Below are 13675 nucleotides of genomic sequence, written 5' to 3' on the forward strand. Positions count from 1 at the left end.
GGTATCTCCCCGGCCCTGTACATATATAAAGCTGATTTTCCCTTTGCCTACGATTTCAATATCCTTTAAAGAGCGAACAGCTGTATTCGTTGACGCTGTATTTATTTCCTGCATAGCAGGAATCTCTGCGTCAAACTGTATTCTCACAGGTTCACTGACAATATCATCATCCGGAAACTTTTTACTTCTGTCAATTTGGGAATACTCCGTATAAAATACCTGTTGGGAAGGGTAATAGCTGAATGTAACAAGGTCAGCATCTGATGAACTGCGTATTTTGCTTAAGTGAAAGGCCGAATTAATATCTCCTAAATTAGATACATTGGTATTAATATTTCCGGAAAATCCTGTTTTATTGGAAAGCGTTGTTCGTACGGATTTTTCAGGAACATCAAAAGAATATTTATTGCCCTGCTCATCAATGATCAGAAATGCTACGGCCTCAAGGCTGTTTGAAGGACTGGTGGCACTAATGGTAATTTTCAAATTATTTTTATCCAGTTTCTCAGCATACAACTGATTGTTGGAGTCTTTTTTAACAATAAACCTCCCGGTGTATCCCATGAAGTTATATTGATACAGATCATATTCTGTATCAAATCTGTTTAAAAATAAACCCTCATAAAACAGTTTTCTAAATTGAACATTACCCGGATCTATGCCGACTCCTGTTTCCTGAGCATCCAGATATTTCCGGCTGTAGTTCTTATCTGTAAAGTTTGAAGTAAACTCATCAAACAAAATACCTATAGTTGCCTGTCCTCCGTAAGAAGCCAATACAGCCTGATCATCAGGAGTACCTCTTACCGTTCTGGTAATACTTCCCCCGGCAAACAGACTCCATCCCAAACCGACTTCCCCGGACTTATCATCAGGCCTGGCATTTGAAGGATGATAATTTAAGGAAACATTCATAGAAATTTCAGCATCATGGGTTGGGATCCCCGCAAGTGGAACTTTAATATCCGGGATTCCTGTATAATAGCTTACAGGAACTTCCTCAAATTTCATTAAATTATTTGCAGTGGGAGCAGCCGGATAGATTTGTTTTATATTATCCATAGGACTGCTTACTGAACCAGGAGCAGGAGTTGTTTGGGATTGAAAAAGTTGTGCTGCCAGTAAAGGCAGTAATAAGTATGATCTTTTCATTATCTGTGTTATTTCTTTATCAGTTTAGCATTTGCCGTTTTACCTGTATCCGTTTTTACCGTCACCAGATAAGCTCCCTGAATAAGCGCCTGGGTATTGATTTTGGTGACTTTGTTTTTCGTAGTAAGATTTTGAAGCTGTCTTCCGCTCATGTCGTAGAGGAGAATTTCTGCATCCTTAAAGTTAAATCCAACTTCTACGTAAGCATAATCAGATACTGGATTCGGATAGATCTTAATATTATATTTTTCAATCAATTGGTCAACCTGTTTATCTCCCAGCTTTACAATCTTCCAGTTTTCTTTACCCAATTCTTCTGCGCTGGTTCCTGCCAGAATAATAGAGCCGTCTTTGTTCAGCTTTAAATCAGAAAGTCTCTCTTCCTTCTTTCTGGATTCTCCTTTCACATGTTTTCTCCACTGCTCATTTCCATTCTGATTCAGATACATCATCCAGAAGGTTTCATCATCATTTTCTATTCTTCCTTCTGCCTGGGTATAACCGCCTAATAGAATTCCTTTGGAAGATTGATCATCTGCTGAATGAAGAACACTCATTCCAATAAGAATATCTCTATTTTTGAAATTGTAGGATTTCTGCCACTGTTCATCGCCTCTGTCATTTAAAGAAATTAACCATAGGTCTGTTCCTTCTTCTAATCCTACCGTTTTATTCCCTGATCTTTCTGATCTGGATTCTCCACCGATAATGAATCCGGTTGACGTTAATGCAAGGGTTCTGATATGATCATCACCTTTGCCTCCGAAGTTCTTTTCCCATTCCACTTTTCCGTTTTTATCCAGCTTTACGATCCAGTAGTCGCCTTCGCCAAAGTTGTCGCTTTGTTTTTGTACCGTTGTCAGATGCCGGGTATCGGATGTATTTTGAGGACTTTGTACATTATGCATTTTACTTTGTACAGCTGAACTTCTTGAATACATTCCGAGTAAGGCTCCGCCGTCTTTCGTTGGAATCATCTTCTCCATCTCATCTAAACCTTTTCCTCCTAAAATAAGCTGTGAAAGTTCTTTTCCGTCTTTGTCCAGTTTTGTAATCAAGACATCCTTGGAGCCGTAGCCTTTTGCAGCATTTTGTACGTTACCTGCAACAAAGAATCCTTGATCTGTAGTCTGAATAACCGCTCTGGCTTCTTCATCTGAAGAACTGCCTAAGGTCTTCTGCCATAATTCGTCCCCAAATTCATTGATCCTGATCAGCCAGATATCAGATCCTCCTTTGGAATCTTCTTTTTTATCCAGCCCTTTCCCTGAATAAGAAGTTCCTGCCAGAAGAAATCCTCCGTCCTGTGTGGTAACAGTGGCTGACAGATAATCATGATTTTGTCCTGAGAAGTATTTTTCCCAGACTTGTTCACCCTGCTGATTCAGCTTGACCAGATGAAAATCATAACCGTTGTTCTGCTTACTTCCAGTCTCCAGCTTTCCGCTTCCTGACTGTATCGAACTTCCTGTAATTAAATATTGCTGATCGATGGTTGTGGTGATCTGGCTCAGGAAATCCTGGGTAGAGGATCTGATGTCTTTCTGCCATATCACTTCCTGGGCTGATGTGCCCAGATAAGCGCATAAGGTGAGCGCTCCGAGATAGATTTTTTTCATTCCCGTGTTTTTTAAGTTAACATTGTTTATAGTGACAGATCATGGTTAAAATCCAATTCTCTTATAATATGCTAAGAATCAGAGATCTTTATAGTGTAAAAATATTTCAAAACTATTCAAAATAATATTCTTTTAAGGCAAAAAATATTGTATTTCAATGTGTACACATTGAAACTCCTATTTGTACATATTAAATTGATTTTGAATATTTTAAAAGTAACTGAAGAATATCCTCCGAATGAATATAATTGAATAAAAATTTCATAGTTATTGTTTTTTTAGCCATAATTTGACTACGTTATAAAACTTTGCAAATTTAACGTTTTTTAACATATTTTGATAAATATGACTTTGATTTAATGCAAAAGTAACTCCCTGACGCGACAGAATGTGACGCATTTCAATAAAATTCAACCAGAAAATTCAACTTCAAATATGAAATTATCACACAAAAGTTCGCTATTTTCATGATCTTTTAAACAATAAAGCACTTTCCCTATTCAATATTTAACCATTTCATGCCTAACTATTGCAATGCTTTGTTTTTATGAATATGTTTACTGGATGATGAGAAAAAACTATTACCGGAAATTGGCATTTATAGTCACATTGCTGACTGTTTTGCTTGCCTATCAGAAATATACGAGCAGGGAAAAAGAACCTTTCCCTGAAGTTACATTCATTGCAGATGCTTCAGTACCTGTCAGCCTTTCAGATTTTGATCCCAATGTACTGAGTAAGGAGCAATGGCAGAAACTCGGATTTTCAGAGAAACAAAGCATCACCATTCTTAAGTATAAGGATATTGTAGGTGGGAAATTCACTTCAAAAGAGCAGCTTAAAAAATGTTATGCCATTTCCCAGGAGAAATTCAGTGAACTGGCCTCTTTCATTCTACTTCCTGAAAGAACGGGAGGAGATCATCCAAAGGAGACTGATCTTTTTAAAAAGAAAAAAATTACGATTTCAGGAGCTTTCAATCCTGATCAGTTTTCTGTAAGCGACTGGATCAAAATGGGTTTCAGTGAAAAACAGGCAGCGGCTATTTTAAAATATAAAAATTACCTGGGCGGAAGTTTCATCAGTAAAGAAAAATTTAAAGAATGTTTTATTATTTCACCGGAAAATTACAGCAAAATTGAACCTTATCTTTTATTGCCTGCAAAGACCCCCGAAAATTTTAGAAATTCAGCAAAGAACACTCCTAAAACAACGATTCAATATCATTATTTTGATCCCAATCAGTTGGATACAGAAGGCTGGAAAGCACTTGGATTCTCAGAAAAACAGGCTGTTATCATCATCAATTACCGGGACCGGAATTTACGGGGAAGTTTTAAAAGCATAGATGATCTTCAGAAATGTTTTGTGATTTCTGCTGAAAAATTCCAGGAAATGAAGCCTTATATTAAACTTCAGGAACGGCAGCAGGAAAAAACGGATTTTTCAAAAACAGATCTTAATGTCATTACGTTCAAACAGCTTACAGAATTCGGACTGGATGAAAGAAGTGCCGGTTCAATCATTGGTTTCAGAAAGAAGCTGGGAGGTTTTGTCAACAAACAGCAAATCTTAACGACTTATCATATTGATCAGGATCTTGTTCAAAAACTGATTTCAATAGCCCCTCTGAACGCCTCAGATGTTCCCAGGTATTCATTAGTGGATGCTCCCGAGGAATGGCTTAAAAACCATCCCTACTTTAAATATTCTGCGGACAAAATTATTTTCTACAGAATCAGTTATCCTGATGATAAAAAAATATGGAAATTTTTAAAGTTGAAACCCGAGTACGAAGAAAAAATGAGATTGTACATAAAATAAAAAGAAACATTCTCAAAAGTCAAATAATTCGGCGTTTGAGAATGTCTCTTGATCATTTAAAACTCTATTTTAAATTTTAGTGATGCATATAACTGCTGGGACCATTGGTGCCTTCAATTGATTCCGGCAGGATTCCGTATTGATTGCGTAAATCCACTGTCCCCAGCTTTTTTCCTGTATTAATATCAATGACGCTGATGGTTCCCGAGTTTAGATTGGGAAGATCCAATAAGTTGTTCTGTACAGCAACCACCTCTTTTCCTGATTTCGTTTTAAAGAAGACCATATGGTGTGCGCCTCTATCAGCTTCAAAAGTCTTCAAAAGCTTTAACTGGGGAAGATTGCTGATGTCAAAAACAAGTACTTTTCCAGGGTCTGCAAAACTTACATAGAGCTTGTTGGAATCGTCAATATACATTTCAAGGGCCCAGCCTAATCCTTTTGTACTTCCGTCAAAGATTTTGGTAAAAGCATCGTATTTTTTGGTCGTAGTATTGTATGGAGCCATCCAGATATCACCACCAAGCATTGTTGTAGCAAGTGCATACTGCGGAAATTTCCCACGCAGCAGTAAAACTTCGACGGGAGCAGATAAATCCGTTGGTGAATCTGCTACCTGATAGGTTTCCTTTATTTCATAGGTATTAAGGTCTAATAATGTACAGGTATTACCCATCCCGGTGGTAAGATCCGGGTGGATGGTGGAGGTTACCATCACCAATCCTTTTTCCTCGTTCACTGAAATACCATGCGGATACATGATAAACTTGTTGGGATTGGCCTGAATGGGAGATTTAATCGTTTTGACAAGCTGATTATTATTCGCATTAAAAACCCCTACACTGCCGTCTTTCGGACCGCCTGCCCCACCCATAAAGGTCATGAAGTATCTTCCGTCATTCGTAAAAAATAAATTTTCACCTACCGTATTCTCTCCCGTATCAATGGGAGTTGCACTTATTAATTGAGGTTGTCCGTTTTGATCTTTTCCTGTTTTTATTTCATAAAGATAGCTGCCTCCCAAAGCGGTGGTGAACATCTTTTTTGCATTCTGATTGTAATAGATATGATGGGGCAATACACCAATACCCAATTCAAGTCTGCTGCTGATATTTCCGAAATTCGGGGCTTCGGGATCCAGTTCAATAACGGCCATTCCGTCTGATGCTCCTTTTAAACTTCTGTAATCAATGTAAAACGACGTATCATGGGGATGGTCGGGATTATGGTTCTCATTTAGGCAACTTGTAAAAAGTGCCAAAATAGCAAGAAAGGGAACTGAATTAAATTTTAATTTCATGATTTCTGATTATGGTTGTTAGTATCATAAATATAAAATATTTTCAATGAAAAATAAAATATATTACACCAATATGTGAAAAATCATTAATAATAGATATAGAAATAAGTTTCAGGTCCTATTACCTGAAAAGATGAAATTAAAAAATTAAAAAATTTTAGTCAAAGGTTTTGCTGGAATCAGCGAGCAAAGAATTTAAGGTATGAAGCTCCTCATCGGTCAGATCTCTCCATTTTCCGATCGGGAGATCGAGCTTAATATTCATGATACGGATCCGTTTCAGTTTTTTGACTTCATATCCGAGATATTCACACATTCTTCGGATCTGTCTGTTGAGCCCCTGGGTAAGAATAATTCTGAAATTCATTTCGTCAATCTTCTCAACTTCACATTTTCTGGTCACCGTATCAAGAATTGGAACCCCGTTTCTCATTTTTTCCAGGAACTTTGGAGTAATCGGTTTATCTACGCGGACAAGATATTCCTTTTCGTGGTTATTACGGGCTCTCAGAATCTTATTGACTATATCACCATCGCTCGTCAGAAGGATAAGTCCTTCACTGGGTTTATCCAGTCTGCCGATAGGAAAAATTCTTTTCGGGTGGTTGATGTAGTCTACAATATTATTTCTTTCACGCTTTGTATCCGTAGTACAGACAATTCCTACGGGTTTATTAAAAACAATGTATACAGGTTTTTCCTGAGGTTCTCTGATTGGCTTTCCGTCTACTTCTACAAGATCTTCATCTGAAACTTTTGTACCCAATTCAGGAATTTTACCGTTTATTTTGATTCTTCCTTCTTCCAGAAGCTTATCTGCCGCCCTTCTTGAGCAGTACCCTACTTCTGATAAATATTTATTGATACGCGTCTTTTCCATTAGTCTATTCCGTAACCGGTATAATTTTTATTGCTGAAAATAGTAATTCCATAGCTTAAGCCTATAAAAAAACCATCAGCTCCTTCTTTAAGTTTATGTGATTCAAAAACAATTCCTCCTTCCTGACTTAACCTTTTTGAATAGGAAACCTGCATTCCCAGTCTGGCTCCCCAGAATTCTGTATCTGAAATTGCAGAATGATTAAGCTGCTTTCCATAGTTAATATCAATATAAAATGGCCGGTCTCCGGGAGAAAAAATAATCTTTGGCTGGATAACCCAATAGATCAGATGGTAATTATCCTGAATAAAGCTATACTTCAATCCTGTTCCCAGTGCAAAGTTAGGAAGAAAATTATATCCTCCTATAGCAGTGATCCCATAAGTCAGATTTCCCAGTAATGATCTTTTCTCAATATACTGCGAATTGCTGGTCTGATTCTTCTTATTGATATTAAACCCTACATTAAGCGAAGGATTAAAATAAAAATCCATTTTTGATTTTCCTGTTTCTGTTTCCTGAGAAAAGGTGTTGATAAAAAACGCGATCAATAAGAAAAAGGATAATTTTATTTTCATAGGCTTTCGAATCTGTAATCGTTATTCAGGAACTGATCTGTAGCATCTTCAACCGCATAATCACCAATCTTGGTACGCCTTAACTGTGTCAGATAAGCGCCCACTCCCAGTTCCTGCCCGATATCATGAGCCAGACTTCTGATATACGTTCCTTTTGAACAGCCTACGATAAAACTTACAAGAGGAAAATCTATTCTAATATCTTTCATATAATGAATGGTGGTTTTTCTTGCCTTCATTTCCACTTCTTCCCCTGCTCTTGCAAGATTGTATGCTCTTTCACCATCAATTTTAATGGCTGAATATACGGGGGGCTTCTGTTCGATTTCTCCTACAAATTTTCCCAGAACGTCTTTTACCTGTTCTTCCGTAATATGAGAAATATCCTGCTGAAGAATTTCAGGTTTTTCTGTATCGTAGGATTCCGTTTGTACACCAAGCTTGATTTCAGTCCAGTATTCCTTGGGAGCGTCCTGGATCTCAGGAATTTTCTTTGTAAATTTACCGCAGCAGACAATCAAAAGGCCGGTTGCTCTGGGATCCAAGGTTCCTGCGTGTCCTATTTTAAATTTTTTAGGAAGATCAAATTCTCTTTTAAGCTTATATTTCATTTTATTGACAGCCTGGAAGGAAGTCCAGTCCAAAGGCTTATCCAATAAAAAAATGTATCCTGATTTCAGTTCTTCAGCAGTCATGAATAGTATAGTATAATTTCTTATTTAAAGAAATAAAAATAAATTAACAGGGCAACTCCTACAAAAATACGGTACCAGCCCCAAGGTTTAAATCCATATTTGTTCAGTACTCCGATAAATGCCTTGATCGCAATAAGAGCTACTATAAATGCTACTATATTTCCGATTACAAAAATCATAATATGATCCTGTGAAGCCATGATCATTTCATAGCCTTTCTGTGGATTTGGAGTTTCTTTCCCCCATGTTTTAACAAAAACTGAGTATACCGTTACCGCCAGCATTGTAGGGACTGCAAGAAAGAAAGAAAATTCTGCAGCAGCTTTTCTGGTAAGTCCCTGTGTCATCCCACCAATAATAGATGCGGCACTACGGCTCGTTCCCGGCATCATTGCAAGGCACTGCCAGAAACCAATAGTAATGGCTTTTTTTATGGTAATTCCTTTTTCGTCATCAATTTTAGGATTCTTGAACCATTGATCTGCAAACAGCAAAACGACACCCCCTAGGACCAATACCGAAGAGATAGCAATCTGATTTCCAAGAACGGCTTCAATTTTATCATCAAATAAATACCCCAATACCAAAGCCGGAACCACAGCAAAAGCAAGTTTGAAATAGAACTGGATATTGTTCAGGTCAAAAAACTTTTTCCAGTATGCCACGACCACAGATAAAATGGCCCCAAACTGAATAGACACCTGAAACATTTTTAAAAATTCTGTTTCTTCCAACCCCATAAGATTCGCTGTGAATCCCATATGTGCTGTAGAAGAAATCGGAAGATATTCTGTCAGTCCTTCTACAATGGCAATAATAATTGCTTTGATTAAATCCATATTCTTTTAAAAATTAAAAAGATTAAAAGATTTAAGAATTAAAAAAATCAGCACATAGGCTCACCTGTTTCAATTCTTAAATTTTTTAATCCTTAAATAAAATTATTTTGTTTATTTTCTTTTTAAGATGGCATATACTTCTATGACAAAGCCAATAACAACAAACAGAGGTGCTATTCTGATTCTTCTGATAGAAAAGATACCGTCATTCCATGAGTTAGGATCAAATTTTCCATCTACCGTATTGGCATCAGGCCCCATCATCAGTAGAAATCCTACTACAATAAATGCCAAACCTATCAGCATCCATTTGAAATTCTGCTGCCCGAAATAGAAAGTGTTTTCCTGCGGCACTTCTGCTTCACGTCCAAAGTCTGAAGCGGAAAATTTATTTGTTTTTTTGCTCATGATTAAGAGTAATATAAATCGTCAACGTTTGATTTTAAGAATCTCCATGTAGCGAAAATTGTACTTAAGACAGAAATAAAAATCCCTACTCCCAGTACCAGAATCACCAGCCAGAAATACTGGTTGGTATCCTGCACAAAAGCAGAACCGATCTGGTTTGTAAAGTAATACCATATCCCTCCTAAAGCAAGAAGGCCAATTACAGAACCGATAGCTCCTAAAATAATAGCTTCTATAATGAAAGGTTTAAGGATAAATCTTCTTTTCGCTCCCACCAACTGCATGGTTTTAATAATAAATCTCTTTGAAAATATCTTCAGACGGATAGAATTGTTGATCAATACAACCGCTAATACCAGGAACAGAATTGAAAATCCAAAGATCCATTTTAAGATTCTGCTCAGGTTATTATAAACATCTACCATTAAAGTGCTGTCATTTTTCACATCGATAATTCCCGGAACAGATTTGATCTCTTTAATGGCTTCATCAATTTTAGCAGGATCTACGAATTCCGGTTTTAAAGCAACTTCAATGGAGGAAGGGAATATATTTTCTTCAAACAGGGCATCACTGTCAATCCCCATGCTCTTCTTGGCTTCTTTTGCAGCCATGTCTCTTGAAATATAGGTTGCTTTTTTTACAGGAGCTAATAACTGTACCTTTTTAAAAGTTTCTTCCTCAAGTTTTGCAATTTTTACAGAATCTTTAGCGTCATAGTTTTCATCAAAATAGGCGTTCACCACCAGCTGTTCTTTGATATAGTCAGAATACTTCTGGGCATTAATCAGAATAAGCCCCATTAATCCTAACAAAAATAACACTAAGGCAATACTTATCACTACTGTAATATTGCTGGACCGAAGCCTTTTCTTATTAAATTCATCTACAGATTTAGCCATTAATATTAAAATTTTTGGCTAAAATAGAAAAAAACTTCCGAAATTTGGGACGAAATAAAGAAAATCATTGTTAATAAAATCATAAAAAACTTTGAGTGTAAAAGCAAAAAAACATCTGGGACAGCACTTCCTGACAGATGAAAATATCGCAAGGAAAATTGTAGAAGGCCTTAGTTTTGAGAACTATAATAATATTATGGAAGTTGGCCCGGGAATGGGAGTTCTTACCAAATATCTTCTTGAAAAAGATCAGAACATTTATCTTGCAGAAATCGATACGGAATCTATCGAATACCTGAAAAATAATTATACAAAGGTTACTGAAGAAACTTTTGTGGGAGATTTCCTGAAGCAGGATTTTAACTTTATCAAAGACGATCAGATCGCCATCATTGGTAATTTCCCCTATAATATTTCATCTCAGATTCTGTTTCAGATTGTAGATCATTATGAACTGATCCCAGAAATGGTAGGAATGTTCCAGAAAGAAGTGGCGGAAAGAACAGCTGCTGTGCCGAGAACTAAAGATTATGGAATTCTTTCTGTTCTGATACAGGCCTATTATGATGTATCCTATATGTTCACGGTACATGAGAATGTTTTCAACCCGCCGCCAAAAGTAAAATCCGGAGTCATCCGCCTTACAAGAAACCCTAAGGAAGGTCTAGCAGGTAATGAAGTCCTTTTTAAGCAGATTGTAAAAGCAGGGTTCAATCAAAGGAGAAAAAAGCTTTCCAATGCCTTGAAAGTATTGAACATTCCTGAAGCTTTAAAAGGGCATGAATTTTTAGATAAGAGAGCGGAAGAACTTAGTGTTACAGATTTTATACACTTCGCAAATCTCTGGAAAGAAAATCAATAAAACAATTATGATAAAAGTTCCTGATAAAGGAACTTTTTTATTGGATTGAATGCAATAATTACTCGTTAAAAACAGAAAGCCTTTCAAATAAATTCGAAAGGCTTTCTTTTATATTACATTATCAATTTTAATTTCTGTTTTTCAACATGATCCATCCTGACCAGTTCATCTGAGCTTTTGATTTTGGATATTCAAAATTGAACTTATACCAGTATGTTGCTGTAGGAAGTCTCTTACCCCCTACTGTTCCGTCCCACACAGGATTTTCTTTTGAGAATCTGAACATCTCCACTCCGTATCTGTCATACACAGAACCCGTAAAGTTTTTAAAGTCTCCAAGAGCTTTAAGGTCTAATACATCGTTAACTCCGTCCTGATTTGGTGTAATGATGTTGTTGATCTGCAATGTAAAGAATTCAAGAGATCCCACACAGTGCGTACCTACTCTTCTTACTAAAACAGTATAGTTTGTATTATCTAAAAGATTGGTAAATACGTTTGAAGACTGCCAGGTTATTCCGTTATCCAGAGAATATTCCAAAGTACTTGGTGTATTGTTCATCGGAGGATTCTCTGCAGTGATTGTTACTGTTTTTTTGATACTTTCATAGTTCAAAGCGGTAACAAAAGGAGTTGCAGCCCCCATCACTTTAGCCTCAAAAACTTTCTTACAGATACCATTGTCAACTTCTACAGAATAGATCCCCCATTGGTCTACATCAATTTTCTGAGTCGTTGCCCCTGTACTCCAAAGGTATTTAAATCCTTGTCCTGCTCCTGCATCAAGAGTTACGATGTCACCTACACACATTTCAACATCTTTTAACGGCGAAGTGATTTCCGGAGTAACTTCGATTCTTATAGTTGCCGGATTCAGAGATTTACAACCTTTCGGTCCAATGGCGTATACTGTAAATGTGGTGGTCTGATATAAAGTAACCGTCTGCGTATCACCAGTTCCCATAAAATTACTCCACAGATAGGTAGCTCCTCCGTCAGCGGTAAGAGTTACAGATTCTCCCGGACATATTTTTATTCTGGAAGATTTTACTGCGGCCGTCGGTGTTACCTCTTTCAGTAATTTCAACTCTACAATCTTACTACAAAATGCTCCATTGGAAACAAGTACATACAGGATTTGGCCGTCATTACCATTATAGTTTAACGGAGTCTGAATATAGTTTCCATTTTGTGCAATTGCATCCGCCTGATTTTCATAGAATTTAAAAATAGCTCCCGGCGTCGGGCTAATAGTAGATGTAATGGTGCTTAAATCAAAAGTGGTAATATCCGGCGTGCTACACAACAACAAAGTGGCATCCTGAGCCTGAGGTGTTGTCCCACCATGAATCTGAATGGTAGCTTTTCCCGGACACGGGTTCCCCGGAACACTTACTTCAATCGTATAGGTACCTGGCTGCACTGCCGTAATCGTATTGGTAGTGGCATTAGGAACAGGTGCTCCGTTATAATACCACTGATAAACAAGGTTAGGATCACTTACAGAAGCGGTGATTACCTGCGGTACATTATCACAGACATTGATATCTGAAGGTAATTTTGTCCCGGAAGAATCTAAAAGATCTACCCCGATATTGAAAGATCCCCCTTCAAGGAATACAGCAGAGTCATAGCTGTGGTCACTGTAATCGGCAATAACCATTTTGAAGTGATACTCCTGTCCTGCTACTACCGTGGCTGTAGCTGTCAATGGAATTGTTCTCCCGTTAAAATTCGTTTCAATATTGGCAGTATTGTAACCACCAAAATACTGTTCGTTTACGGCACCACAGCTGGATCCGATTGCGGGGTGAATATTCGTAATACTTACCGGTCCTGCACCGCCGGGAAGTACAGCCATATTCACATAAGGCCCACCGGAAGTAGGTCTCAATAATATAGCAAAAGCATCAGCAAATGTACAAGGGAATGAACCGGTGTATTCTTCAGACGCGATCAGATAATTAAATTTAATCTGACTTGTCGTAGGCACGAAATCAAATTCCAGAAGAACAGCATCATTCAGTCTGTTCTCCACTACTCCGATAACCTGTGCAAGATCGGGATCAGAACCTCCACCATTAACATCACTAAGAGTATTGGCTTCAAGACCGTTCCCTGCCTTTCTTGCATATCCCGTGGAAAGAATAAGACCATCCTTAAAAGGGAAATTGGTTGTTGCTTTATGAAAATATCCCCATGCTCTGTCTGCATTACTTGCGGCATGGTTCGGGGTAATCTTCACATTGGTTACATTAGGTGTCAGACACGTATTGGTCCCGGATGAAATCAGTACATCTTTTACTATTTTATCAATAGTGTAAGTACTTTCAATATATTGCGGGGCATTTACATCAATAAAAGCGCCTGCTCTTCTTGACAGTGCCGTACTGGCTTCCTTTACACTCTTTCTGGGTAACGGGGTCTGGGAAAATAAAAAAGTCGAGATGACCAAAAAAAATAAACAAAGCGGTAGATATCTTCTCATAATATTTTTGTTTCAACAAATTTAATTTTTTTTTAAATATCTCATACACATATTTGTATTTTTTACAGCAAAAAAACAAAATAAGAACCTCTTAGCGTAAATTTTCATTAATCAATCCCTATCCATAC

At 37.4% G+C, this 13675-nt stretch carries 12 protein-coding genes; 2 read left to right on the forward strand and 10 right to left on the reverse strand.

Annotated elements, in window-relative coordinates; all coding sequences use genetic code 11:
• Nucleotides 1-1152 (reverse strand): hypothetical protein (locus tag CRS_RS20610; protein ID WP_142725837.1); only part of this gene is annotated, 1152 nt, incomplete at its 3' end.
• Between the two features lie 8 nt (nt 1153-1160).
• A complete protein-coding gene (locus tag CRS_RS20615) occupies nt 1161-2771 on the reverse strand; it encodes a T9SS type A sorting domain-containing protein (RefSeq protein ID WP_142725838.1) in 1611 nt (536 codons plus the stop codon).
• 564 nt (nt 2772-3335) lie between these two features.
• Here CRS_RS20615 and CRS_RS20620 point away from each other — a divergent pair.
• Nucleotides 3336-4595, forward strand: coding sequence for a helix-hairpin-helix domain-containing protein (locus tag CRS_RS20620; RefSeq protein WP_142725943.1), 1260 nt, complete (start codon nt 3336-3338; stop codon nt 4593-4595).
• A gap of 76 nt (nt 4596-4671) precedes the next feature.
• On the opposite strand, the gene CRS_RS20625 is transcribed toward CRS_RS20620, so the two are convergent.
• The 7 genes from CRS_RS20625 to CRS_RS20655 form a co-directional block, all read right to left on the reverse strand.
• Nucleotides 4672-5895 carry a YncE family protein gene (locus tag CRS_RS20625; RefSeq protein WP_142725839.1) on the reverse strand — a complete coding sequence of 408 codons (1224 nt, stop codon included), beginning with the start codon at nt 5893-5895 and terminating at the stop codon, nt 4672-4674.
• A 157-nt stretch (nt 5896-6052) separates the two neighbouring features.
• Nucleotides 6053-6775, reverse strand: coding sequence for a 23S rRNA pseudouridine(2604) synthase RluF (gene rluF / locus CRS_RS20630; RefSeq protein WP_142725840.1), 723 nt, complete (start codon nt 6773-6775; stop codon nt 6053-6055).
• Nucleotides 6775-7353 carry a hypothetical protein gene (locus CRS_RS20635; RefSeq protein ID WP_142725841.1) on the reverse strand — a complete coding sequence of 193 codons (579 nt, stop codon included), beginning with the start codon at nt 7351-7353 and terminating at the stop codon, nt 6775-6777. Before CRS_RS20635 ends, rluF begins: the two co-directional genes overlap by 1 nt.
• On the reverse strand, nt 7350-8048 hold the full coding sequence (gene truB / locus CRS_RS20640) for a tRNA pseudouridine(55) synthase TruB (protein WP_142725842.1): 699 nt from the start codon (nt 8046-8048) through the stop codon (nt 7350-7352). The genes CRS_RS20635 and truB overlap by 4 nt, the downstream gene beginning before the upstream one ends.
• 20 nt (nt 8049-8068) lie before the next feature.
• A complete protein-coding gene (locus CRS_RS20645) occupies nt 8069-8887 on the reverse strand; it encodes an undecaprenyl-diphosphate phosphatase (RefSeq protein WP_142725843.1) in 819 nt (272 codons plus the stop codon).
• A 111-nt stretch (nt 8888-8998) separates the two neighbouring features.
• A complete protein-coding gene (locus CRS_RS20650) occupies nt 8999-9295 on the reverse strand; it encodes a DUF3098 domain-containing protein (RefSeq protein WP_172617125.1) in 297 nt (98 codons plus the stop codon).
• A 2-nt stretch (nt 9296-9297) separates the two neighbouring features.
• A complete protein-coding gene (locus CRS_RS20655; RefSeq protein WP_142725844.1) occupies nt 9298-10197 on the reverse strand; it encodes an ABC transporter permease in 900 nt (299 codons plus the stop codon).
• Nucleotides 10198-10288: 91 nt separating this feature from the next.
• Between CRS_RS20655 and rsmA the strand changes: the two genes are divergently transcribed.
• The gene (gene rsmA, locus CRS_RS20660; RefSeq protein ID WP_142725845.1) at nt 10289-11059 is read left to right on the forward strand and encodes a 16S rRNA (adenine(1518)-N(6)/adenine(1519)-N(6))-dimethyltransferase RsmA; all 771 of its coding nucleotides are present in this window, start codon (nt 10289-10291) and stop codon (nt 11057-11059) included.
• Nucleotides 11060-11186: 127 nt separating this feature from the next.
• On the opposite strand, the gene CRS_RS20665 is transcribed toward rsmA, so the two are convergent.
• Entirely contained in the window at nt 11187-13547 is a 2361-nt protein-coding gene (locus CRS_RS20665) for a choice-of-anchor L domain-containing protein (protein WP_142725846.1), read from the reverse strand.
• Nucleotides 13548-13675: the final 128 nt, after the last annotated feature.

The organism is Chryseobacterium sp. ON_d1, assembly GCF_006829085.1.
Lineage (GTDB): Bacteria > Bacteroidota > Bacteroidia > Flavobacteriales > Weeksellaceae > Chryseobacterium.